Raw genomic sequence first — 24,133 nt, 5'->3', positions numbered from 1 at the left:
ATGACCGATATCGTCATCACCGAATTCATGGATGAGGCGGCGGTCGCAAGCCTCAGTGCCCGCTACGCGGTTCATCACGACTCCGAACTCTTCGGCAAGCCGGACGAACTCGCCCGGCTGGTCGCCGACATCCCGGCCCTCATCGTCCGCAACCAGACACAGGTGAGGGGGGCGCTGCTGGCAGGCGCGAAGAATTTGAAGGTCATCGGCCGGCTTGGCGTCGGCCTCGACAATATCGACATGGAAGCCTGCGCCGGCCGCGGCATCAAGGTTTTCCCGGCGTCCGGGGCAAACAGCCTCTCGGTTGTCGAATATGTCATCGGCACGGCGATGACCCTGTTGCGCGGCGCCTATTTCGCCAATGCAGCCATGCTGGCCGGCGAGTTTCCGAAGACAAAGCTGATCGGCCGCGAGATCGCCGGCAAGCGCATGGGGCTCGTCGGCTTCGGCGCCATCGCGCGCGACGCTGCGGCGCATGCCCGCTTGCTCGGGATGAGCATCGCCGCCTACGACCCCTATGTTCCAGCCGATGATCCGGTCTGGAGCAATGTCGAGCGGCTGGAGCTCGATGCCCTGCTTGAGACCTCGGATGTGATCAGCCTGCACCTGCCGCTGACATCGGAGACCAAGGGGCTGATCGGAAGCGCGTCCTTCGCGCGCATGAAGCCGGACGCGATCCTGATCAACGCCTCGCGTGGCGGGGTCATGGACGAGGCCGCGCTGGTCGAAGCCCTGAAGAGCGGCAGACTCGCCGGCGCAGCCCTCGACGTCTTCGAGGAGGAGCCGCTGCGCGGCGGCGCCAAGCTCTTCGCCGGCACGCCGAACCTGATCCTGACTCCGCATATCGCCGGCAATACCGTCGAATCGAACGGGCGTGTTTCCGGCCTCGTCGCGGAGCGCGTCATCGCCGCGCTGGAGGGGCGGACATGACCCGCCTTTCTCTGGAGGAGGCTGAAGCCAGAATTGCGGCGCTGTTCGCCGCAGCGGGCACTTCGGCGGCCAATGCCGCCTCCGTCGCCTGGGCCCTGGTGATGGCCGAGGCCGACGGCTTGAAGGGTCACGGCCTTACGCGCGTGCCGACCTATCTGGCCATGCTGAAATCGGGAAAGATCGATGGCCAGGCCGTGCCGATCGCCCGGCGACCGAAGCCCGGCGTGCTCGCCATCGATGCCGCCCATGGCTTCGCCTATCCCGCGATCGATCTTGCGGTCAGCGAACTGCCCGAACTCGCACGCGCACAGGGCGTCGTCGCGGCACCGATCAGGCGCTCGAACCATTGCGGCGCTGCCGGGCTGCATGTCGAGCGCCTGGCCGAGCAGGGGCTCGTCGCGTTGCTCTTTGCCAATACCCCGGGCGCGATGGCTCCCTGGGGCGGCTCGAAGCCCGTCTTCGGCACCAATCCCATTGCCTTTGCCGCTCCGCTCGCCGGGCGTGAGCCAGTCGTCATCGACATGGCGCTGAGCAAGGTCGCGCGCGGGCCGATCGTCGCGGCCAGACAGAAGGGTGAGCCCATCCCCGAAGGCTGGGCGCTCGATACGTATGGCAAGCCGACGACCGACCCGGCCGCCGCGATTGCCGGCACCATGGTGCCGCTCGGCGACGCCAAGGGCGCGACTTTGGCGATGATGGTGGAAATCCTCGCCGCGGCACTGGTCGGCACGCATTTCGCCTTCCAGGCATCCTCCTTCATCGACGACAAGGGCGGTCCACCCGATACGGGCCAACTCATCCTCGCGATCGATCCCGCCAGCATGGGCGGCAACTGGTTCGCCGAGCGCATGAAGCTGCTGGCCCACGCAATCGAGGACCAGCCGGGCACGCGCCTGCCGGGGACGAGGCGCTTGAACCTGCGTGCGAAGGCCCGCGCCGAAGGAATTCTGATCCCTGAGGAAATCCTCTCCGCCTAGTTCATGGGATCGGATCTTGTATCCGGTCGCATGATCTCACTTTTGCTGTTCGCATCGGCTTTCCCGAAAGCCGCAATCCACCTTTTCGGGCCGATCCGTTAGATCCGCGATATGCGAGCGGGATGCGCGAATATTTGAATCCGCCGCCACGCGCGATCCCGATCAGCGTCGGCCGCCGTGCGTATTCCGCTCTCGGCCTCCGGCTTCCGGCGAGTGGGTGCGCCCACCAGCTTGTCGGGAGCATTGTGCCTGACCACGTCTTCGCCCGGACGCGCAGTCTTCACGAGCCGCGGCGAAAGTCGAAATTGACCTTGCCGGAGCATCTGGGACAAGATGTGGCGTGGTTACGGTCACGGCTCCCGAGTTTCGGGGCGCTCATCGACTGAATGCCGGTCAAAGGCGCTCCTGGCGGGTGCTGTTGATCGCCTCGTCGCTGGTGCTCGCCAGCACGTCGGGCTCGGCTGAAGAGCTCAAGCCTTGGTTTGCCGAAACCGCCCCGACACTCGTTCTCGACCGCCTCGATGGCGCTCGTATCGATCTGGCGGAGCTGCGCGGCGGTCCCGTGATCGTCCACTTCTTCGCGACATGGTGCGCGCCCTGCATCGAGGAGATGGCGTCGCTGAACGCACTCGCGGGCCAGCAGCCGGTCCAGCTCACGATCCTGGCCGTCGATGTCGGCGAGGTCGATGCCCGTGTCAGGACCTTCTTCCGCGAGCGCCCGGTTTCATTCCCCATCCTGCTGGACCGCGACCGCAGCACGATGAAGGCCTGGCATGTTGAGGGATTGCCGACGAGCTTCGTGCTCAATCGCGACCTGAGCCCCGCGTTGAAGGCCGAAGAGCCGCTCGACTGGACGGGGCCGGTCGTCATCAGCGCGCTGACGCAACTGTCGCAGCGCAAGGACGGTGCGCCGGCCGTACAGGCGATCGATGGAAACCAGAGCAGGGAGGAGACCCGATGATCACGCGTCGTGACGTGCTGAAAACCGGTGCCGTGGTCGCAGCCGCGGGGCTTGTGGCTCCGCAGCGCGTCCTTGCCCAGGACGCCGTCTTTGCACCTACGCCCGGTGTTTGGCGCGAGTTCGAGGTGCTGACCCGTCTCGAATTGCCGGCGAAGGGCAGGGCACAGGCCTGGATTCCGCTGCCGTCAGTGCAGAAGGACGAATGGATCAGGTGGGGCAAAAACACCTGGCAGGGCAACGCTGCCTCGGCGGAGGTCGTCAGTGATCCAAAATATGGCGCGCAGTTGCTGCATGTTGTCTTCAAGGACGGTGAGGCAGCGTCCGCTATCGAGGTTCGCAGCAGTTTTTCGCTGCGCGACCGGGCCGAGGATCTCGGCGCAAGATCCCAGGCGCCAATTCTGAGCGCGGCCGAGCGCAGACTCTATCTCGAGGCGACCGAGCTGATGCCCACCGACGGCATCGTCAAGGAGACTGCCGAGAAGGCGATTGCCGGCAAGGCGAGCGACCTCGACAAGGCGCGGGCGATCTACGAATGGGTTGTCGTGAACACGTTCCGTGACGCCAGGACACGCGGCTGCGGTACCGGCGACGTCGCCTCGATGCTGCGCACCGGCAATCTCGGCGGCAAATGTGCGGACCTGAACGCGCTCTATGTCGCGCTGGTACGTGCCGCGGGAATCCCGGCCCGCGACATCTACGGTATTCGCGTCGCGCCGTCGAAGTTCGGTTATGCCAGCCTCGGTGCCGGTTCCGCGACCATCACCAAGGCGCAGCATTGCCGAGCCGAGGTGTGGCTCGATGGCTATGGTTGGGTCGCAACCGATCCCGCCGATGTGCGCAAGGTCGTCCTGGAGGAGCCGCCAGGGAACAATGCAATCGACACGCCCAAGGTGGTGGCCGCACGAAGGACGCTGTTCGGCGCCTGGGAGGGCAACTGGCTCGGCTACAACATGGCTCATGACCTGGAATTGCCGGGCTCGCGCCACAAGGTGCCATTCCTGATGTATCCGCAGGCTGAAATCGCTGGCGCGTTGCTCGACTGTCTCGATGCCGACACGTTCAAGTACACGATCAGGTCGGCCGAGATCACGGCTTAGTCGGCGAGGCGAATGGGGCGCTGCTCTTCTGGAGACTGGACCATGAGCGACACGATCGAACTTGACACTCCCGCTCCCCCCCGCCTGACCAGCCTGGCACATGGCGGCGGCTGCGGCTGCAAGCTGGCGCCGTCGGTCCTGCAGCAACTGCTTGCGGACCACCCTGCGGCAGGGCCTTACCGTCAGCTTCTGGTCGGCACGGAGACCGGCGACGATGCAGCGGTCTGGCAGATCGACGATGAGACCTGCGTCGTCGCGACGACGGATTTCTTCATGCCGATGGTCGACGACCCGCATGATTTCGGCCGGATCGCCGCGACCAATGCGATCTCGGATGTCTATGCCATGGGCGGCAAGCCGATCATGGCCTTAGCGATCCTCGGCATGCCGCTCGGCAAGCTGCCGATCGAGACGACGCGCGAAATCTTGAAAGGCGGGGCCTCGATCTGCGCCCAGGCCGGCATTCCGGTCGCGGGTGGGCACTCCATCGATGCACCCGAGCCGATCTACGGACTTGCAGTGATCGGCCTGTTGAAGCTGCCGAACCTGCGCAGGAACAGCGGTGCGCGGCCGGGCGATGTGCTGATCCTGACCAAGGCATTGGGCGTGGGGATCTATTCGGCGGCCTTCAAGAAGGAGTTGCTGCCAAAGGCCGCCTATGACGAGATGATCGCCTCGACCACCTTGCTCAACCGCGTCGGCGCCGAACTGGCTGGGGATGGCGACGTCCATGCGATCACCGACGTCACCGGCTTCGGCATTCTTGGGCATGGGCTGGAGATGGCGCGCGGGTCGGGGGCGACCTTGCGGCTACGGCTGGCTGAATTGCCCTTCCTTTCGCAGGCCGAGAAGCTGGCACGCGACGGGCGCGTGACGGGTGCCTCGCACCGCAACTGGTCGAGCTATGGCGAGGGCGTCGAATTACCGGCCGGACTGCCGGACTGGCAGCGCCATTTGCTGACCGATCCGCAGACCTCAGGTGGTCTCCTGGTCTCCTGTGCGGCGGGGAGGGCGAAGGAGCTTCTGTCCATGGTGAAGGCCGCTGGATATCCCTCGGCCCGCATCGTCGGAACAGTCGAGGCCGGCCCCGCGCTGGTGATCGTCAGCTAGATCGTCGGACCGGATCCGACATCCGTTCCGACGATCTGACCTTCTGCGTTTGCATCGGCCTTCCCGCAAACGGCAATTCGGGCCGACGCCTTAGCTTTCGTCGACCCGCATCCGGCGCCCCCAGACGTCAAAGAGTTCGCCGTGGTTCAGGAGCAGCCGGTCGCGCTCCAAACCGTCTTCCAGCGAGCGCAAACGCATGCGGGCGAGCGCATCGTCGAGCGGGCCGCCCTCTTCTGCGCGGGTCGGGAAGAACGCGACGGCATCCCAGCTCACGCCAGCGCTGCGAAACATCAGGATGATGTCGCCCCAGTCGATCTCGTCGCCAATCACATGGACATAGGTGGAGCGCAGCGGCTCGACCTTCGGCTCGACAATGCGGACCAGCACGATCAGCGCCGTGAACGGGCCCTTTTTGAACGCTTTGGCGAGCCAGGCGTCGAAATCGGTACCCAGCCCCTTAGAAGTCGACACGCGGGGTCTCCGGCATATAGCGCTCGAACAGAGCGTAGAACTCCGTGCCGGTCTCCTCCTGGTACCAGTCCTCGAAGGCGAGCAGGGCGGCCTGCGAGCCTGGACCGGGCGGCCCCTCACTTGCTCTCATCTCGTCCTGTATCGCCTCGAAGACCGGCATCAGCCTGTCGAGGACGAGCCCCTGCCGCGGACCGATCTCGTCCCAGCCGAGCGTTCCGGCGACGATGAACCTGGCGCGCGCGGTCGCCTTGTCAGGGTCCTCGGCCTCGGCGATGGCTTTGGTCGTGTTGCGCATGAGGTTGAGCCTGCGGAAGGCGTTGGCGCGCTCGCGGGCGAGCACCTCGATCCGCATGGCCGCCTCGCGGCGATACGAGTCCTCGGCCCGCCGGGCAGCTTCAGCCGCTTGCTCGAAGACCGCTATCAGGTCGAGGCCCAGTGCTTCTGTATCTTCGGTCATGGCGCCTCAGTGAGCTGGCGGAAGAGAATGGGAGTCGAACCCACCAGAGACCGTCTGACGGCCCCTCCCGGATTTGAAGTCCGGACGCCCCACCGGGGACGCTTCTCCTCCATTCGACGCATCAACCGCCAGCGGACCGAACAGGTCGATCCGCTGGCGGTTGATGCGCCTGAGATCGCCGCGGCGGATGGTGACGCCATGGCGATCGAAGAATTCGAGGATCTGGATCGCGACCTTGCGGCCGTTATCGAGCCTGTCGCGGAACTGCGCGGCGTTGAACCCGGCCGGATTCCCAGCCGCGAGATCTGCCGCGATGCCGACCATTTCAGCGACCGTATCGCGCAGGAAAAAGTGGTCAAGTGCGACCTCGTGGACGTCGCCGCGACGCCCGGCAAGGCGGAACAGGCGTCGGATATCCTCCTCTCGGCAACCGAGGATCTGAGCGACATCGCGTACGCGGGGCGGGCGGAAGCGCTCGCCCCTCCCGATCAACGGCCCCACGCGTGCCCAGAGCGCCTCATCCTGCGGCGTCAGCCTGACCTCGTGCTCGGGCCGCCTGATCCAGGAACCGATGACGACGAGTTCACCGGCGTGCGCCAGCCGGGTCAACGCCGTGCGGAAGACGGCAGCGGGCAAGCGCGGCGTCACGGCCAACCGCAGCCTTTCCAGCCCCATTCCCGGCTGGTCGGGGTAGTCGGCGTGATAGGCTGTCAGGATCTCGATCACCGAGCCGGAGAGGTTCTCCCAGCTCTGCGGGAGCATGACCGAAGCACCGATTGGCACAAGGCCGAGCCTGGCCGCGAGTGCCTCAGACTGCCCGGGCCCCAGAGCGCGGTCACGCGCGAAGGCCTCCAGCTCGGCATGATAGGGCGGCTCGTCGAGCAGCCTTGCCAGCGCTTCCGCGTCGTCGGTCTCGGCAAGGGCGAACAGCTGGGCTTGCCTCTCCGGGCTTCGGCGCCGACGCTCCGGCGCACGCAAGTCGAGGAAGCGGCCACCGCCGATCGTCCGTGAGGCACTGGTGTCGCGCAGCACAAAGCGATCAAGCGTGGCCGCCGCGATCGGGCTGTCGAGCACGAGCTGTACCAGCGCCGTCGCGCCGGGCGCGATCTCGCCGCCAAGCAGGACGATGCGGGCGCCCACCTCGGTTGCCGCATGGTGCAGCCGCACCGGTTGCCACATCGCCAGCGGCTTCTTCTCGGATGCGACGATGGTGAGCTCGGCGTCGATCCGCGTGGCCGGTGCATGCAGATGCGGAGCGACAATCATGTCGCCACGATGGATCGCGTCCTTTGAGATCTCCGACCCGGCGAGATTGAGAGCACAGCGATCGCCGGCAGTTCCTCGCTCAGTGGGGAGGTTCTGGGCGTGGATCGAGCGCACGCGTGCCGGGATGCCCGAGGGGGAGACAATGATGCCGTCGCCGACCGCAACTGCTCCGGAGAGGACCGTACCGGTGACGACCGTGCCGGCGCCGGAGAGTGTAAAGCAGCGATCCACGGCCAGGCGGAAGGCGCCATCGCCACGGCGCATATGCGAGGACTGGGCTCGTCCGCTCAGCAGCGCGGCAAGCTCGGCGATACCCGCCCCGGTCACAGTCGAGACCGGCAGGATCGGTGCGTCAGGGAATGTCGTGTCAGCAAGCAACATGCCGAGTTCGCTGTGCAACTCGGTGAGGCGCGCCGCTTCGACGAGGTCGGATTTGGTGATCGCGACGACGGCTTGGCCAATGCCGAGCAAGCGGGCGATGTCGACATGCTCGCGCGTCTGCGGCATCACCCCGTCATCGGCCGCCACGACGAGCAGCAGCAGGTCGATGCCGGAGGCGCCGGCCAGCATTGTGTGCACGAATTTCTCGTGACCAGGCACATCGATGAACCCGATGATCCGGCCATCCCGCTGCGGCCAAAAGGCGAAGCCGAGCGTGATGGTGATGCCGCGCTCCTTCTCCTCCTTGAGGCGATCGGTATCGACGCCGGTGAGGCGTTTCACCAGCGAGGTCTTGCCATGATCGATATGGCCCGCCGTGCCGATGATCATGGCGCGGCCTCTTCGGGCGCGACGGCCGCGCGCGCTGCCTTGATGAAGGGGGCGGCGAGCAGGCTGCCGCCGCGCTCGGCGTCAAGCAGAAGGCCGAGAGCGCGGGCAGCGTCCTTCGCGACGCCTTGGCCGAGCAGGATCGCGGCGCCGAGCATGGCCTTGGCGTCGGCGTCGCCCGCTTCGGCGCCGCGCTGCCACCACTGCGCCGCCAGCACCGGGTTCCGCTCTACGCCGAGCGCCTCGTGATGCATCATGCCGAGCCGGGTCATGCTGGCAGCAATCCCGGCCCCGGCCGCGGCTTCCGCCCAGCGCAGCGCCTCGGGCAGATCAGCCGCATCGCCGCTCTCCAGCAGCATCCAGGAGAGCATGTCCTGCGCCGGCGCATCACCCTGTTCGGCCGCGAGCCGGTAGAGCCGGGCCGCCTCGGCGTCGCTTTGCGCGACGCCGTCGCCCTTGAAATGCAGGGCGGCGAGATTGCGCTGGCCGACCGGATCGCCGCCTTCGGCCGAGAGCGAGAGCCAGCGCAACGCGAGCGCCGGATCGGGCTCGACGCCCAGTCCCTCGGCGAAGCAGGCGCCGATATTGTTCTGGGCGCGCGCCACACCGGCATGCGCGAGCGGACCCCAGATCGCCAGAGCCGCACCGTAATCTCCGCGCTCGACCGCAGCGGAGGCGGCAGCCATCGCCGTAGCGGTGTCGGCCGACGGCGCCCGGTCGCGACGGAGGAGGCGGTCAAGCAAGGGCATCGCCGGTCTCTGGCTTCAACGCACGCAATTGACCAATGAAGGCGTCCTCGTCTTCGAGGCAGCGCAGGTCGAAGACCAGCGCCCCCTGGGCGATGCGCCCGATCACGGGCAGGGGCAGGGCGCGAAAAGCAGCGGCGAGCCTGTCCAGCCCTGCGCCGGAGGCCTTGCCGGAGGGCTTCATCGTAACGCTAGCGCTCGGCAGCGTTTCGAGCGGCAGCGCGCCTGAGCCGATCTGGCTGGAGCAATCGGCGATTTCGACGATCCAGCCCGAGCCAAGCACGTCGGCGACGTGCGGCCGCACGCGCTCGGCCAGACTGCGCAGCGCGGCTGCAGGGCGCGTGAACAGCCGCAGCGTCGGCAGCCTGTCGGCCAGCTGGTCGGGGTTGCGATAGAGCTTCAACGTGGCTTCAAGCGCAGCAAGGCGCAGCTTGTCGAGGCGCAGGGCGCGCTTGAGCGGGTTCTTCGCCAGCTGAGACACCAGTTCCTTGCGGCCAGCGATGAAGCCGGCCTGCGGCCCGCCGAGCAGCTTGTCGCCCGAGAAGGTGACAAGGTCCGCGCCACCCTTCAGCGCATCCTGCACGGTCTTCTCATGGCGCAGCCCCCAGCGCGCGAGGTCGATCAGCGTGCCGGAGCCGAGATCATCGACGAAGGGGAGGTCATGCTGATGGGCCAGCGCCGCGAGTTCTGCGGGCTCGACGGCAGCGGTGAAGCCCTGCACCATGTAATTCGATGTATGGACCTTCATGATCAGCCCTGTCGCGGAGCCGACCGCCTCGGCATAATCGCGCAGATGGGTCCGGTTGGTCGTGCCGACCTCGCGCAGGATCGCGCCGGCACGCGCCATGATGTCGGGCATGCGGAAGGCGCCGCCGATCTCGATCAGCTCACCGCGCGAGACGATGGCCTCGCGTTCCCGAGCGAAGGTATTGAGCACGAGCAGCACGGCCGAGGCATTGTTGTTGACGAGCAGCGCGTCCTCGGCCCCCGTCAGTTCGCGGACGAGGTCGCGGACATGCGCGTCGCGCTCGCCGCGCTTGCCGGCCTCGATGTCGTATTCGAGGTTGGTCGGCGAGCGCATGGCCGCGATGACGGCGTCGATCGCCTCCTCGGCCAGCAGGGCGCGACCGAGATTGGTGTGCAGCACCGTGCCGGTGAGGTTGATGACCGGTCGTTGCGACGGCCGTTCCCGATCCTCCAGGAAAGCCAGCGCGCGCTCGGCGATCGCCTTGACGGGGGCAGGGTGGGGCAGTTCGGCCCGCCGCATCCGCTCCAGAACCTGACGGACAGCCTGCGTGGTCGCCGGTCGGCCGTGGCGCGCGAGGGCGAGCTCGCAATGCGGGCTGCGCAGCACCTCATCCACCGATGGCGGGCGGAAGCGTTCAGGTCGGTTCATCAGGCTCCCTCCGGGAGACGCATGATTAGTAGCCGAGCAGGAAGGGGTTCACACCGGCGCGGCGCCATCCTGCTTCCGAGACCAGAAGGTCGAGGCCGAGGCTCGCGACATCGTCGGCCACTGGCTCCAACTCCGCATCCTTCCGTTGGTTCAGGATCTTCAGGTAAGTCCCGCACTCGTCGCAGGTCTCTGCCTTGATCGTGTCACCGATCCCTTCGATCGCCTGATAGGTGATGCCTTTGGTGGAGCCGCAGGAGACGCATTTCACCCGGACATGGTTCCACTGCGTTGCGCAAAGCGAGCACTGGACATAGCGAACACCCTCGATGTTCGCCGTGGCCATGACTGCGCTCGCGACAGGCGGGCCGCCGCAGCACGGACAAACGCCGTCAGCGACAGGCTGGGGCAGGGTGGCGTCGAGCATTGCCGCGCGCTGGGCCGCAACGACTTGCAAGGCCGCTGCCGCGAAGATGTGTTCGGCGGTGGTCTCTGCAGGCACGGCGTCGTCGAGCACGGCTGTGAACATGCTAATGCGGTCGGCGGTGTTCGTTTCCTTCGCCCGGTTCAGCGCGGCGCGAGCAAGATCCGGCATGATGACGTCTCCGAGCAAAACGAGAAGCTCTGCAAAACATGCAGACGTCGCCTGATCCGCGGCCAACTCCGTACGCGGCAGGAGAGGCATCGCGTTGGCCGCGCGGCTCCGCTGTTCGGCCAGCGATGGCATCGACGGCGGAGCGGTCACGCCTGCCAGCTGCTCCTGGGCGGTTGAGAGCGCCGCGAGAAAGGCCAGATAAGGCTGGAGCTGGTGGCCCGGAGCCAGGGCTGCGAAGCGCATGGCGCGCAGCCCGAACATTGAGCGCGGTTCTGGAAGCCGGATGAAGGGGGGCTTGTCGCGTTCGGCGATGCCGACATCTTCGAAGGTCGCAAAATCCTGGTTGTCACTCATCAAGCATCAACCTCACGAACCGCACGGGCTACGTCGAGTCGGAGCAGCCGAAGCGGCCCCGCGAAATCCTATTCGGCCGGGCCCACGCCATGACGGCGCGGGGGCACTTGCCGCTCGTCGATGACGCCCTTGCGGGCTTCGCGCCGGAGCCAGAGCCGATGATGCCGGAAGGCCCAGCCCCCCGTCACCTTGCCCTCCGTCATCGCGTTGATCGTGCCGCGCACGTAGAAGCCGGCATAGATATGGACGATGACGACCAACAGCATCGCGATTGCCGCCAGCGCGTGCACGATATGGGCGAAGCGCTGTTGCTCGATCGTGAAGCTGGTGCCGAAATACTCATACCAGATCATCAGACCTGTGCCGAACAGGACGAGGATCATCAGAGTCATCAGCCAGAAGACGAGCTTTTGCGCTCCGTTATACTTGCCGATTTCGGGGAGATTCTCCTCGCGACCGGCCATCACGTCGCCGATATGGCGCATCCATTCCGTATCGACACGGGTCCAGAAATTGTAGCGGACCATCTGGACGAACAGGATGGCAAAGCTCAGCAGCAGCACCACGCCGATCCACGGATGCAGCATCCGTGTATTCGAGCCCCCACCGAAGAAGCTCGACAGGAAGAACAGCGACGGGTGAAACAGGGCGGCCCCGCTGAGCGCAAGCAGGATCAGCGAGATCGCCGTCACCCAGTGATTGACGCGCACGCGGCCGGGGTAGCGGTCGACGGTCGTGCGCTCCTCCTCACGCCTCACGGCCACGGGCTGCCTCCTCGTCGATCAGATGCTCGGCCTCGCGATCTTCCGCACGGCTGACATCGTTGCGTCTTGCGACGGTTGCATGGACGAAGGCGAACATGGCGGCGAACCCCACGACAGCCATGCCGGTATATTTGGTCAGCCCCTTCCACAGTTCGACGACCTGGCTGATCCGGGGGTTCTGCGGAAGATTGGCATAGAGTTGCGGCCTGTCGGCATGGTGCAGCACATACATCACATGCGTGCCGCCGACGCCCGGTGGATCGTAGATGCCGGCATTCTTGAAGCCGCGCGACTTCAGGTCGGTGATCCGGCCCTCGGCATAGTTCAGCATCGCCTCCTTGGTGCCGAAGACGATGGCACCGGTCGGGCAGGCCTTAGCGCAGGCCGGCGCCTGGCCAACCGAGACCCGGTCGGAGCAGAGCGTGCACTTATAGGCCTTGTGATCGGTCTGGCTGATGCGCGGGATGTTGAAGGGGCAACCCTTCACGCAATAACCGCAGCCAATGCAGTTCTCCGAAACGAAGTCGACGATGCCGTTATTGTACTGCACGATGGCGCCCGGGGCGGGGCAGGCCTTGAGGCAGCCCGGATCGGCGCAATGCATGCACCCATCCTTGCGGATCAGCCATTCCAGATTGCCGCTCTCCGCATTCTCCCATTCGGTGAAACGCATCAGCGTCCAGGTATTCGGCGTCAGATCGTGCGGGTTGTCATAGACGCCGATGTTGAAGCCGACCTCCTCGCGCAGGTTGTTCCATTCGAGACATGCCGCCTGGCATGCCTTGCAGCCGATGCATTTCGAGACGTCGATGAGCTTCGCCACCTCGAAATCATGCCGAACATCCGGCGGCCTGAAGGTCGTGGCCGAGATGCGGGCGAAGTCCTGACTCTGCAATCCTGCCATCGCCGCCTCCTCAGCTCGTGACCGGCCCGTTGCTCGGCTCGACATTCACCAGGAACGCCTTGAACTCGGGCGTCTCGATGTTGGCGTCGCCGACGAACGGAGTGAGGCTGTTGGGGCCGAACCCCTTCCTTGCCGCACCGGTGAAGCCCCAATGGAGCGGGATGCCGACGATGTGGACCGTTTTGCCGTCGCAAATCATCGGTTTGATGCGCTTGGTCACCACGGCCTTCGCATGCACGGAACCACGGTTGGACGAGACCTTCACCCAGCTGCCGGGCTGGATGTTCTTCTCCGCGGCCAGTTGTTCGCTGATCTCGACGAAGAACTCCGGCTGCAGCACCGCATTGACCCAGACATGCTTGGTCCAAAAATGGAAATGCTCGGTCAGCCGGTAGGATGTCGCCGCATAAGGGAACTTGTCCGAAGTGCCCAGCGCCGCCAGATCGTCCTTGAAGATGCGAGCGGCAGGGTTGCCCCGGATCTTGGGCGCCATGACATTGGTAACCGGGCTTTCAAACGGCTCGTAATGGGCCGGGAAGGGGCCGTCTTTCATCATGCCCCGCGAGAACAGCCGCGCGGTACCCTCGGGATTCATGATGAAGGGGCCGACGTCCCGCGGCTTGGCGGCCGGCGCGATGTCCGGCACGTCGAACCCGGTCCAGCTGCTGCCATTCCACTCGATCAGCCTGCGCTTCGGATCCCACGGCTTTCCGTCGATATCGGCGGAGGCGCGGTTATAGAGGATGCGCCTGTTGGCTGGCCAGGCGAACGCCCAGTTGGCATAGGCGCCGGTATTCCCGGGGTCGCTCGTATCCCGGCGGGCCATCATGTTGCCCCGCTCCGTCCAGGAACCCGAATAGATCCAGCAGCCACAGGCCGTCGATCCGTCATCGCGCAACTGCCCGAACGTATCGACCAACTTGCCCTTCTCCAGCACGATCTTGCTCGGATCGATCGGGTCGGTGACGGTTGAGACGACGTAGCCGTTCATCTCCTTCGCCAATTCGTCCGGCATCGGATCGTCTGGTACCCGATACGGCCAGTGTAGGTTGAGGATCGGGTCAGGGAAGGCGCCGCCTTCCTTCTGGTAGAGCGCCCGCAAGCGGAGATGGAGCTGCCCCATGATCCAGGTGTCGCTCTTGGCCTCGCCGGGAGGTTCGGCGCCCGGCCAGTGCCATTGCAGCCAGCGGCCGGAGTTGACGAGCGAGCCCTCATCTTCTGCGAAGCAGGTCGTCGGCAGCTCGAACACCTCGGTCTGGATAGCCTCGGGCTTGACGTCGTTGAAGACGCCCTCGTCCTTCCAGAAACGCGATGTCTCCGTCTGCAACGGGTCCATCACGACGAGGAATTTCAGCTTGGAGAGCGAAGCCGTGACCTTGCCCCGGTTGGGGAAGGACAGCAGCGGATTGAAGCCCTGGCAGAAATAGCCGTTCACCTTCCCCTGGTTCATCAGTTCGAAGGTGCGCAGCACATCGTAGCCCGGCACGTCGAGCTTCGGCAGCCATTGATAGGCGAAATCGTTTTCCGGCGTCGCCGCATTGCCCCACATCGACTTCAGGAAGCTCACCATGAATTTCTTGTAGTTCTGCCAGTAACTCATCTGGTTGGGGCGCAGCGGCTTGAAACCGCGTGTGCTCATATAGGTCGTGAAATCGACCTCCTTGTCCGTCGGCAGGGTCAGATAGCCGGGGATCAGGTTGGACATCAGGCCGATATCGGTCAGGCCCTGGATGTTGGAGTGGCCGCGCAGCGCATTCATGCCGCCGCCACGCACGCCGATATTGCCGAGCAGCAGCTGCAGCATCGCCATCGAGCGGATGTTCTGCGAGCCCTTGGAGTGCTGGGTCCAGCCCAGCGCATACATCGACGTCATGACCTTGTCGCGCGCCGATGTCTCCGAGATCATCTTGCAGATCGTCAGGAACTTGTCCTTCGGCGTTCCGCAGATGCGTTCAACCATCTCCGGCGTATAGGCTGCGATGTGGGTCTTCAGAAGTTGGTAGACGCTTCGCGGATGCTGCAGCGTCTCATCGATCTGCACGTAACCGTCCGGACCGAGTTCGTATTCCCAGCTTGAGCGGTCGTAATCGCGCTTGGCTTCGTCGTACCCGGTGAACAGGCCTTCCTGATAGCCGAAGCCTTCCTTCACGAGATAAGGCGCGTTGGTGAAGGCGCGCACGTAATCGTGCTGGATTTTGTCGTTATCGATGCAGTACTTCATCACCCCCAGGAGGAAGGCGATATCCGTGCCCTGCCTGATCGGAGCATAGAAATCTGCGACGGATGCCGAGCGCGTGAACCGCGGATCGACGACAATCAGTTTCGCGCCTCGCTGGGCCTTCGCTTCAGTGACCCATTTGAAGCCGCAAGGATGCGCCTCGGCGGCATTGCCGCCCATGATGACGACGAGATCGGTGTTCTTGATGTCCGTCCAGGAGTTCGTCATCGCACCGCGACCGAATGTTGGGGCCAGACTGGCCACCGTCGGTCCGTGTCAAACGCGCGCCTGGTTGTCGAACGCCAGTATCCCGGTGCTTCGCACCACCTTGTAGGTCATGAAGGCGGTTTCGTTGGTCGTCGCCGAGGCTGCCAGGAACCCGGTGGACAACCAGCGATTGACCGTCACGCCATCCTGGTTGGTGGCGATGAAGTTCTTGTCGCGGTCGTCCTTCATCAGCCGCGCGATGCGGTCGAGCGCCTCCCCCCAGCTGATGCGCTTGAAGTCACGTTGGCCGGGGCCGCGATATTGCGGGAATTTCGTGCGCGTCTCGGCATGGACGAAATCGAGCAGGGCCGAGCCCTTGGGGCAAAGGGTGCCGCGATTCGTCGGGTGATCCGGATCGCCCTCGATATGAATGATCGCCGAATGGGCGTTCTTCGATTTGTCGCCCAAGCCATACATGATGACGCCGCAGGCGACGGAGCAATAGGGGCAGGTGTTTCGCGTCTCGGTGGTTTGCGCCAACTTGAAGGGGCGCACGGCCTGGGCCAGCGCCTGCTCCGACTCCCCGAACCCCAGCGCGGCTATGGCTGTTCCGGCTAGTCCCGTTCCTGCGCCTCTCAAAAACTGGCGGCGCGATAGCTCTTGAAGCATCCGGACCTCCCAGAAGGCGACATACTCGCCTTTGTTCTCTTTGGAATAGTGAAACTCTGGGCCGACGGCGTCAAGATGACTTCCGGGAAACTGGGCGCCCAGCGCGTGCGCGGCCACGGCGCTATTTCATCGTCCTGCAGATTATTCACACCGTATATTTAGAGTATCGATCAGTGCTTTAGAGTGCCATTGGCTGATTGATGCCAATCACCTGAGATTATATTGAAAAAACAAGGGATGACCCTACGTACCTCCCTGAGCAACGACTGAAAACATCCGAGACCTGGCGCAAGCCGAGCGAAGGCCTGCCTAAATATTGGTCGAATTGCTCGATTATCGTCCGATTTCTACAAATGTTCGGATAACCTTCGGGTCGCGTTGCCGAGCGCCTGCGTCAATCTGCCGGTCCGGGAACCGCGCCAGTTCTTGCGACACCGATCATCGGCCGCCCCTGCGTCAGGTTCGGGACGCGGCAGATCGAATCATGTAGCGGCGAAATCTGCGGCGTGGACGCACTGCGTTGAGGCCTGGCCCATCGCAGCGGTACTCCAACCAACGTGCGGGAGCCTTGCCATCGCCCTGAGATTTCGCGCCGTGCTGACGGGTTCGGGCTACCCGCAAGGGGCTTTGCCTTCGGATTGGAGATAGGGCTTCAATTCATCCGGGGTGGAGCTGAACAGGCCGGTGACATCCTTCTGAGTGACGAACCCGGCTCGCGACAAGAGGCGGATTTGTTCGGCGAGCGGCTCCGGCACAAAGGCAGAAGGTTGATAGCCCGAGGTAACGTCAGTGCCGCTGCCTCTGTTTGCACTATCGACAGCGACAATCATTCGACCCATGTCGCTTTCGCGGACATTCTTTACAAGGGAAATGTGTTCGCGCCGCGCGCGAACGAATTCGCTCAGCCGTGCGACCAAGCGCTTGCGGTACTGGTCGTCGCAGAACCGGTTCTTGTAAATGCGCATCGTGCACGCGAGGAATTCCGCTCCTTTCTCGGGTCCCAGGAATGTCTGCCCGCGTTTTTCCGCGTAGGCCGCCGCATCTCTGCTCGTGGGCTTCATGCACCGTTCGTGCAGCTCGCTGTCGATCGCATCGAAGCCATCGGGAGTTTGCTCCATCACAAGTGTCATCATCCAGGACTGGCCGACAATGAACGGCACCGTTCCTTGCTTGTTGTAGGACCGAGCAACCGGAGCGGGATCGAAACCGATGCTCGCAACAACGGCAGGAGCAGTAGGGCGCGGGGGGCTGGAGCTTCGCCCCAGCAGGAAATAGGCGCCAGAAAAGCTTGCCAGAATGGCGACGACGCCGATTGCGATGTCGGCCAGGCCTATGCCGAGAGTGCCGCTCCCGGCCGCGGTTCCGCGGTAGTTTGCCTGCGTGTCCGAGTTGCGGCGTTGCGGATCAGCGGCCGGAAGCTTCCTCTTACCGAACGACATAGTCTCGATCCCACTGCATTCGTGTTGTCTTATCGCGCAATGTCGACGCCCCTATCGAGGGCAGACGCTGGTTGCGCCATACCCGTCCGGATCAACGCGTGAATCCGCCTTCACGCTTCGTTGGCCGATCTCGATCCGGCGTGCGTTCGTAGTGGACCAGACGCGCAAATTCTCTCTGGAGATGTCGAAATAGCGCTGCCATCTGTCCAGCGCCTTGCAGACCAGTCGCTGCCGGGCTCGATCCGTTTGGAAGCCGGAATAGTCTCCCGGGCTTGCCACGTCCCCGGCCCCGAAGGCGCCGACGCGAAACCCCGCGAGCAGTCCATCCCTGGCTCCGGCGAGATCAAACGCAAACGGTCCTTCGATGCCAATCTTCGCCCGTTGGCTCGGGAGTGCTCCACTGATCTGCCATAGAGCTGGCCTGTCGGCGATGAGGACGACGGCAGACGCGCCAATGTTGGACAGGTCCAGGGCAATGGCCTGCGGGTCCGATCTGCCCGGGAGTTTGGCCGGCGCCTCAGAGGTCACCGCGATCGTTTCGGCCGCACTGACGGTGAGGAAGACGACATGCACCATGTCGGTATTCCTGGCCTCGGCAGATTGTGCGGTCATGCCCTCGAGGCGTTGGAAGAGCCGTTTCATCGCCTCGGCGTCGTCACCTGAGACGACGCCGCTCGCACGCTGCGCGGTTTCGATCTTTGTCAGCAGTGGATCGAATGACGGCGTCGAGCGCCAGAGATGAAAATTCACGGATACGAAGATGCTCGCTGCGGTCACGATCGGCAGCACCAGGACAAGAATGAGCAAGGCATTGGCGACGCGCCCAGCCCTTTTGGCGACCACGTGGCTGGCCTCCGGCACGCCAGGCTCGTGCTGCTGTTTCCTTCCGAACGACATCGTTCGCCTCAGCCATCCCATCGAGCGATGAGATACTCACTACCGCACTCCTTACGCTGGGTTAACCGACCCAGGGTACAGGTGGAAACGGCCCCGCGAAATCGGGGGGAGGGCCGCGGCGTCGCCTGATGACCTCCTCACTCCGCAGCGGCGGCCTGTTCCGCGGGCTTGGCCTCGAGCGCGGCCGTCATCGCGTCATCGACCTTTTCCAGCCAGATGAATTCGAGCCTCCTGCGGGCATCGTCCGGAATGTCCTCGAAATCCCGGCGATTGCGGGCTGGCAGCATGACGCGGGTGAGCCCGGCAGCTGCGGCCGCGACCACCTTCTCCTTGATGCCGCCTACCGGCAGAACCAGCCCGCGCAGGCTGATCTCTCCTGTCATGGCGGTATCGCTTCGCACAGTACGACCAGTCAGGAGCGAAACCAGCGCGGTGAACATCGCGACACCCGCGCTCGGCCCATCCTTGGGCGTGGCGCCCGCGGGGACGTGGATATGGATATCGCTATCCGCGAACACGTCAGAGTCGATACCCAATGATGAGGCACGGTTCTTGACCACGCTGAGAGCGGCCTGGGCACTCTCGCGCATCACGTCGCCGAGCTGGCCGGTCAGGATCAGGCTGCCCCTGCCGGGAATGCGGGTCGCCTCGATGAAGAGGATGTCGCCACCAACCGGCGTCCAGGCCAGCCCCGTGGCAACGCCGGGCACGCTTGTGCGCATGGCGACCTCATTCTCGAAACGGGGCGGGCCGAGGATGGCCGTGAGATCGTCGGCCCCGATGCGCACAAGCGTGGCACTGCCGTCGGCAACCTGCACCGCCGCGTGGCGCAGCGCCCGGCCGATTTCACGTTCGAGGCCGCGCACGCCGGCTTCGCGGGTGTAGTCATGGATGATCCGGCGCAACGAGCCGTCGTCGATCTCGACCTGCTCAGGCGCGAGACCGTTGGCTTCGAACTGTCGGCGCAGAAGATAGCGCCGCGCGATCTGAAGCTTTTCGCTTTCGGTGTATCCGGAGAGGCTGATGATCTCCATGCGATCGAGGAGCGGCCCGGGGATCGTGTCGAGCATGTTGGCGGTGGTAAGGAACACGACGCGGGAGAGATCGAACGGGACGCCGAGATAGTTATCGCGGAAAGTCGCGTTCTGCTCCGGGTCCAACACTTCCAGCATGGCAGCGGAAGGATCACCTTGAATGCCCCGGCCCATCTTGTCGATTTCGTCGAGCATCATCACGCAATTGCGCGCCTTGGCCTTGCGGATCGCCTGGATGATGTTGCCGGGCAGGGCACCGATATAGGTTCGGCGATGGCCGCGGATCTCGGCCTCGTCATGGACACCGCCCAGGCTCACGCGTGAAAAAGGACGCCCCATGGCCCGTGCGATCGACTGACCGAGCGAGGTCTTTCCGACACCGGGCGGGCCGACGAAACACAGGATCGGCGCCTTGCCTCCCGGAGCGAGCTTCCGAACAGCGAGGTATTCGATGATGCGACGCTTGATCTTGTCGAGCCCGAAATGATCGTCGTCGAGAATCTGGCGAGCGGCAACCAGATCGATCGGTTTCTCCTCGGGGAGGGCCCAGGGCAGCTCGATCAGCCAATCGAGATAGGTGCGAACCATGCCCGACTCGGCGGCGGCGTCCGGCATGCGCTCGTAGCGGCGCAATTCCTTGCGCGCGATCTCTTCCGCTTCCGGCGTCATCCCGGCCCGGGCGATCGCTTCGGTCAGTTCAGCGACCTCCGGCCCCCTGCCGTCCGTCTCACCCAGCTGGCGCTGAATCGCTGCCATCTGCTCGCGCAGAATCGCTTCGCGTTGGCGCGCGTCGAGGGATTCCTTGGTCTGGCGACCGATTTCCTGGGTCAGCCGCAAAACCTCGATCCTGCGGGCCAGGAAGTGCGAGATCCTGTCCATGCGCTTGGTGATGTCGATGGTCTCGAGGAGTTCCTGCTTCTCGTCGGCTCCGATATCCAGATAGGCGGCAACGAGATCGGCCAGGGCCGTAGGTGAAGCGGCCGACTGGACGGCGGCCATCAGCTCCTGCGGAACCTGCGGCAGGAGCTGCAGAGCCTCGAGCGCCTGTTGGCGCAGATGGAGTGTATGGGCCTCGACCTCCGGCGTCAGGAGATCGGGTTGCTCGATCCGCACGACACGCGCCGCGAAGAAGGGGTTCTCGACGACAAACTCGACCAGGCTGAAGCGTTGCTCCCCTTGCAGGACAAGGTGATGGCTGCCGTCCGGGGTGTTGATATAGCGAAGGATATTGGCGACCGTGCCCACCCGGTGCAGATCGGTCGACGCCGGATTCTCGATCTCGGGGTTGCGCTGCATCAGAATGCCGACCGGTCGCTCTTCGCGAAGCGCCTGCTGGGCGGCAAGGACCGAACGTTCTCGGCCAATCGTGAGCGGGAATACCGTGCCGGGGAAGAGAACCATATCGCGGACAGGGACGATGATCAGGGCGTCGGAAGGCACGATCGAAGGCGCAGCGGGATGCGCGGGCGATGCTGCCGGCTGCCCGGTTTCCAGCTTTCCATCCTCAGCAGCCATGAATACCTCCCAGACAATTGCTCCCGAACAGCTCTCGACGTCAGACCGATTTTCGCAAGCTGAGCACCAGGCAGCCATTCGCATCGCTGCGCGTCACGGCCGCGTAGCGTCCTGGGGGCAAGGCAACGCGGCGCTCGAAATGGCCCTGGGGTATCTCAAGCCGATGGATGGCCGCGGTCCGGAGTTCCGAGGGCAGGGTGCGGCGCCCGGCCACAATCAGCTCGCCGTCTTCGATGGTAATCTCGACCTGATCGGTACACACCCCCGGCAAGGCCACGAGGATCAGAACCTCACTCTCCAGCTCAAGCACGTCGACCGGTGGAACCCAGGACACCTGTTGCGCTGCCTGGCGTGGCTGGAAGAACTGTCGGTGGAGGTGCTCGGCCCGTGTCAGCATCGCAATCGCTTCCGACCACATCCAGCTCTGATGATCGTCACGCCTCATGTCCGCAGCTCCGCTTGAGGTGCTTCAGCATTTTAGAGCCTAGCCTTGCATCATGGCCAGATTGGGCAATGAACCAGGTTGGGCAATGAGCTGGACGTCTCGGATGCCAGATCAGGGGTGGCAGAGTGCGGCTCCGCTGCGACGTCGGAGGATTGCTCGCCCGGAGTCACTGGGAACCAGACGGCCTGCTCAGGGCTTCGGCTCCGGTCCTCATGAAGGCAGGAATGGCAGGGGGCCGCTTTCTCGGCTGCGCGCGCCAGCGTCCCTGGGTGGCCGGGTTTCTTCGGTGCAGATCCAGGCGTTGCGCCGGTACCAGTGCGTCCTGTCGAGCAGACACACGACGAAACCGAGCGACACCAGTCACGACACAAAAAATCAATAAAACCAAATTGTTACTGGCATGTTTTCTCCGGCGACTTCCAAGCTGTGAGCGGCTGCAATTGCACGTTTCAGGCATTGCCGTGCTGCCTTCGAACCCATGCAGCGCACGGATCGCACGTGATGAGCTCGTCCGCCTGTTTCGACCGTCGAAGCGCCAGCTGGTTCGAGGCGCCTGTTTCTCGAGGAGCAGAAAACCTGAAAGGCCCGTCGGGCGCTCCGGTTTGCGCGGGAACAGGCCAGCTTGATGGTTCAGCGAGGCCCGTCAGGCTTCGGCTCCCTGAGTGTCATCATGCACCGGGCAAGATCGTGGCCGGATCCGTCAAGCGTTCCGGTACCCCGCTGGTGCCGATTGGTTCGACCGGGCTGCAAGTGCGGCTGCTGCCGGCTGCCTTGTCCGCCCATACCTGCAGTAGGGCAGTTCACCCCGCAATCTGATGGCTCACAATCCGGTCTGAGCTCCGTCAGGCTCGGATCGGGCGACGGCTTCATCAGTGCCCTGAAGGGCGCCTCTTTGATTCGCATAAGACATATTATGGAACCAAAACCTATGATCCTCGCGCCCCTGATCCGGGCTCGTCCTTGCATGCCGAATGGCCATCCGATCAGGAAGCCACTCGATCGATAGATCAAAAACGCCATTCACGACAGCAACTTATGGCAATATGCCAAAGTAGATTGGCGGCTTCCCCGGCCTGCCGATGTCCCAGCCGTTCCGGACACGGGCTCATGGTCTTGGAGCCGGTTCGATTGATGCGCGGCCGCGCGCCTCGAAATCCATGGCAGAGCCATCGGTCGCCAGGAATGGATTTCGACCGTCAGCCCGGATACAGGCTGACATGATGGCTGTTTCGGAGAATCGATGACCATGCGCACGCTGCAGGATTGTGCCGAAGCTCTGGCAGGTGGAACGATCACCGCCCGCGCGCTGGTAGAGGAATGCCTCGAACGGATCTCAGATCCGGCGGGCGAAGGTCGACGGGCCTTCATCTCGGTCTCGGCAGACAGTGCCCGGGCGTCGGCTGATGCCCATGACGGCTTGCGGCGTGTCGGCCGTGCGGCCGGTCCATTCGCCGGCATTCCCTTCGCCGTGAAGGACCTCTTCGACGTTGCCGGCGAACGGAGCATGGCCGGCTCACGCGCACTGGTCGATTGCGCGCCGGCGAAGGCTCATGCGCCGACGATCGCACGCATGATTGCGGCCGGGTTCATCCCGATCGGCCGGACCAACATGACCGAATTCGCCTATTCGGGAATCGGTGCCAATCCACATTATGGAACGCCGCTCAGTCCCTGGGATCGGGCTTCGCGCCGCATTCCAGGTGGCAGCTCGTCAGGCTCCGCCGTGGCGGTTGCCGATGGCATGGCACCGGTCGCTCTCGGCAGCGACACTGGCGGGTCATGCCGAATTCCGGCCGCGCTTTGCGGCATTGTCGGCTACAAGCCGACAGCGCGACGCGTGCCGCTCGATGGTGTTGTCCCGTTGTCGAGTAGCCTCGATTCATTGGGGCCGCTTGGCGCCAGCGTGGCCTGTTGTGCCATCGTCGACGGCATCCTGGCAGCAGATTCGATCGCGCCGCCGTTGCCGCGCCCGATTGCTGGTCTGCGCCTTGCCATACCGACCCAGATCGTCAGGGATGGCATGGATGCGACCGTGTCCGCCGCTTTCGACAGCGCAATCAGCCGCCTGAGCGCGCTTGGAGCGCTGATCAGCGATGTCGATTTCGCGCCGCTTGCGGCAATCGGCAAGGCAAACAGCAAATTCGGCTTTGCGGCACCAGAGGCATTTGCCTGGCACCGTGCCCTGCTCGAAAGGAAGGGCGAGCTTTACGACCCCCGCGTCAGCAGCCGGATCGCAAGTGGCGCGCAGGCGCTCGCCGCCGATTATCTCGATCTCGTCCGAGCCCGGCGCGAGATCGTCGCGGCAATGGATGCACTCACGTCAGGCTATGATGCACTGCTGATGCCGACCTGCCCGATCATCGCGCCACGTCTGGACGATCTGCAGGAGGATTCCGAGTATTTCCGACTGAACGGGCTGCTGTTGCGCAACCCGAGCCTCGGCAACTTCCTTGATCGCTGCGCGGTCAGCCTGCCCTGCCATAAGCTTGGCGAAGCCCCCGTCGGATTGATGCTGACCGGCGAGACCGGCGGCGATCGCCCCCTGCTTGCCGTTGCGGCCGGGGTCGAGGCGGCCTTGCGGCAGTAGGCCGAGATGAGGTGCGAGAACTGCCCTCCCCTCGGGCGGGCTCCGTTTCAGCGTTCCTTGAAGATCCTGTTGGCATGGTCTGCGAAGGGCTTTGTCAGGAATGACAGCGCGGTTCGCTCTTCGGTGGTGATGAAGACCTCGACCGGCATTCCGGGCTGGAGCTTGCGGTCGCCGAGAGCGGCGACGAGATCGCCGTCGATCTGGATCTCGCCGGTGTAGAAATTGACGCCGGTGGTGGGGTCACGGGTGGTGGCCGGGGAGAGATGGCTGACGCTGCCCGGCAGCTCCGGGGTCGCGTTCTTGGCGAAGGCGGAGAAGCGCAGGCGGGC

General features: G+C 64.4%; 18 protein-coding genes, 1 tRNA gene and 2 pseudogenes. 6 read left to right on the top strand and 15 right to left on the bottom strand.

Translation table 11 applies throughout. The features are described 5' to 3' along the window. The 5 genes from AB4099_RS33190 to selD all read left to right on the top strand — a co-directional run bounded on the left by AB4099_RS33190 (position 1) and on the right by selD (position 5,075). Positions 1 to 930 carry a hydroxyacid dehydrogenase gene (locus tag AB4099_RS33190; protein ID WP_113512113.1) on the top strand — a complete coding sequence of 310 codons (930 nt, stop codon included), beginning with the start codon at positions 1 to 3 and terminating at the stop codon, positions 928 to 930. Next, entirely contained in the window at positions 927 to 1,907 is a 981-nt protein-coding gene (locus AB4099_RS33185; protein ID WP_441481213.1) for an Ldh family oxidoreductase, read from the top strand. The genes AB4099_RS33190 and AB4099_RS33185 overlap by 4 nt, the downstream gene beginning before the upstream one ends. 412 nt (positions 1,908 to 2,319) lie before the next feature. Further along, on the top strand, positions 2,320 to 2,868 hold the full coding sequence (locus AB4099_RS33180) for a TlpA family protein disulfide reductase (protein ID WP_113512108.1): 549 nt from the start codon (positions 2,320 to 2,322) through the stop codon (positions 2,866 to 2,868). Beyond that, positions 2,865 to 3,965, top strand: a complete 1,101-nt coding sequence (locus AB4099_RS33175) for a transglutaminase-like domain-containing protein (protein WP_441481212.1) — start codon at positions 2,865 to 2,867, stop codon at positions 3,963 to 3,965. Before AB4099_RS33180 ends, AB4099_RS33175 begins: the two co-directional genes overlap by 4 nt. 42 nt (positions 3,966 to 4,007) lie before the next feature. Next, positions 4,008 to 5,075: a selenide, water dikinase SelD gene (gene selD, locus AB4099_RS33170; protein ID WP_441481211.1), complete on the top strand. Its 1,068-nt coding sequence runs from the start codon at positions 4,008 to 4,010 to the stop codon at positions 5,073 to 5,075. 90 nt (positions 5,076 to 5,165) lie between these two features. Here selD and AB4099_RS33165 read toward each other — a convergent pair whose 3' ends face one another. From AB4099_RS33165 to AB4099_RS33100, 14 genes and pseudogenes are all read right to left on the bottom strand, one after another. Beyond that, positions 5,166 to 5,546: a hypothetical protein gene (locus tag AB4099_RS33165; protein WP_441481210.1), complete on the bottom strand. Its 381-nt coding sequence runs from the start codon at positions 5,544 to 5,546 to the stop codon at positions 5,166 to 5,168. After that, positions 5,533 to 6,003: a hypothetical protein gene (locus AB4099_RS33160; protein ID WP_113512104.1), complete on the bottom strand. Its 471-nt coding sequence runs from the start codon at positions 6,001 to 6,003 to the stop codon at positions 5,533 to 5,535. The genes AB4099_RS33165 and AB4099_RS33160 overlap by 14 nt, the downstream gene beginning before the upstream one ends. A gap of 15 nt (positions 6,004 to 6,018) precedes the next feature. Further along, positions 6,019 to 6,114, bottom strand: a tRNA-Sec gene (locus tag AB4099_RS33155). Positions 6,115 to 6,225: 111 nt separating this feature from the next. Then, positions 6,226 to 8,040, bottom strand: a pseudogene (gene selB / locus AB4099_RS33150) (selenocysteine-specific translation elongation factor); the annotation flags it as partial. After that, positions 8,037 to 8,786 (bottom strand): tetratricopeptide repeat protein, encoded by a 750-nt coding sequence (locus AB4099_RS33145; RefSeq protein WP_441481209.1) that lies wholly within the window; start codon positions 8,784 to 8,786, stop codon positions 8,037 to 8,039. The pseudogene selB and the gene AB4099_RS33145, both read right to left, overlap by 4 nt. Then, a complete protein-coding gene (gene selA / locus AB4099_RS33140) occupies positions 8,773 to 10,179 on the bottom strand; it encodes an L-seryl-tRNA(Sec) selenium transferase (protein WP_441481208.1) in 1,407 nt (468 codons plus the stop codon). The genes AB4099_RS33145 and selA overlap by 14 nt, the downstream gene beginning before the upstream one ends. Positions 10,180 to 10,204: 25 nt before the next feature. After that, a complete protein-coding gene (gene fdhE / locus AB4099_RS33135; protein WP_441481207.1) occupies positions 10,205 to 11,125 on the bottom strand; it encodes a formate dehydrogenase accessory protein FdhE in 921 nt (306 codons plus the stop codon). 68 nt (positions 11,126 to 11,193) lie between these two features. Beyond that, entirely contained in the window at positions 11,194 to 11,889 is a 696-nt protein-coding gene (locus tag AB4099_RS33130) for a formate dehydrogenase subunit gamma (RefSeq protein ID WP_113512133.1), read from the bottom strand. Continuing rightward, entirely contained in the window at positions 11,873 to 12,793 is a 921-nt protein-coding gene (fdxH, locus tag AB4099_RS33125) for a formate dehydrogenase subunit beta (RefSeq protein ID WP_113512077.1), read from the bottom strand. Before fdxH ends, AB4099_RS33130 begins: the two co-directional genes overlap by 17 nt. A 10-nt stretch (positions 12,794 to 12,803) precedes the next feature. After that, entirely contained in the window at positions 12,804 to 15,887 is a 3,084-nt protein-coding gene (gene fdnG / locus AB4099_RS33120; protein ID WP_441481206.1) for a formate dehydrogenase-N subunit alpha, read from the bottom strand. Between the two features lie 611 nt (positions 15,888 to 16,498). Continuing rightward, positions 16,499 to 17,326 (bottom strand): hypothetical protein, encoded by an 828-nt coding sequence (locus tag AB4099_RS33115; protein ID WP_441481205.1) that lies wholly within the window; start codon positions 17,324 to 17,326, stop codon positions 16,499 to 16,501. A 51-nt stretch (positions 17,327 to 17,377) separates the two neighbouring features. Then, a complete protein-coding gene (locus AB4099_RS33110; RefSeq protein WP_441481204.1) occupies positions 17,378 to 18,223 on the bottom strand; it encodes a hypothetical protein in 846 nt (281 codons plus the stop codon). Positions 18,224 to 18,360: 137 nt separating this feature from the next. After that, positions 18,361 to 20,772, bottom strand: coding sequence for an endopeptidase La (lon, locus tag AB4099_RS33105; protein WP_441481203.1), 2,412 nt, complete (start codon positions 20,770 to 20,772; stop codon positions 18,361 to 18,363). Positions 20,773 to 20,812: 40 nt separating this feature from the next. Further along, a complete protein-coding gene (locus tag AB4099_RS33100) occupies positions 20,813 to 21,217 on the bottom strand; it encodes an Hsp20/alpha crystallin family protein (protein ID WP_113512066.1) in 405 nt (134 codons plus the stop codon). Between the two features lie 1,240 nt (positions 21,218 to 22,457). Here AB4099_RS33100 and AB4099_RS33095 point away from each other — a divergent pair. Continuing rightward, positions 22,458 to 23,804, top strand: a complete 1,347-nt coding sequence (locus AB4099_RS33095) for an amidase (protein ID WP_441481202.1) — start codon at positions 22,458 to 22,460, stop codon at positions 23,802 to 23,804. 47 nt (positions 23,805 to 23,851) lie between these two features. On the opposite strand, the pseudogene AB4099_RS33090 reads toward AB4099_RS33095, so the two are convergent. Continuing rightward, positions 23,852 to 24,133 (bottom strand): annotated as a pseudogene (locus AB4099_RS33090) (HlyD family type I secretion periplasmic adaptor subunit); the annotation flags it as partial.

The organism is Allobosea sp. 2KB_26, assembly GCF_052115715.1.
GTDB lineage: Bacteria > Pseudomonadota > Alphaproteobacteria > Rhizobiales > Beijerinckiaceae > Allobosea.
This window is presented reverse-complemented; position numbering and strand designations above follow the sequence as displayed.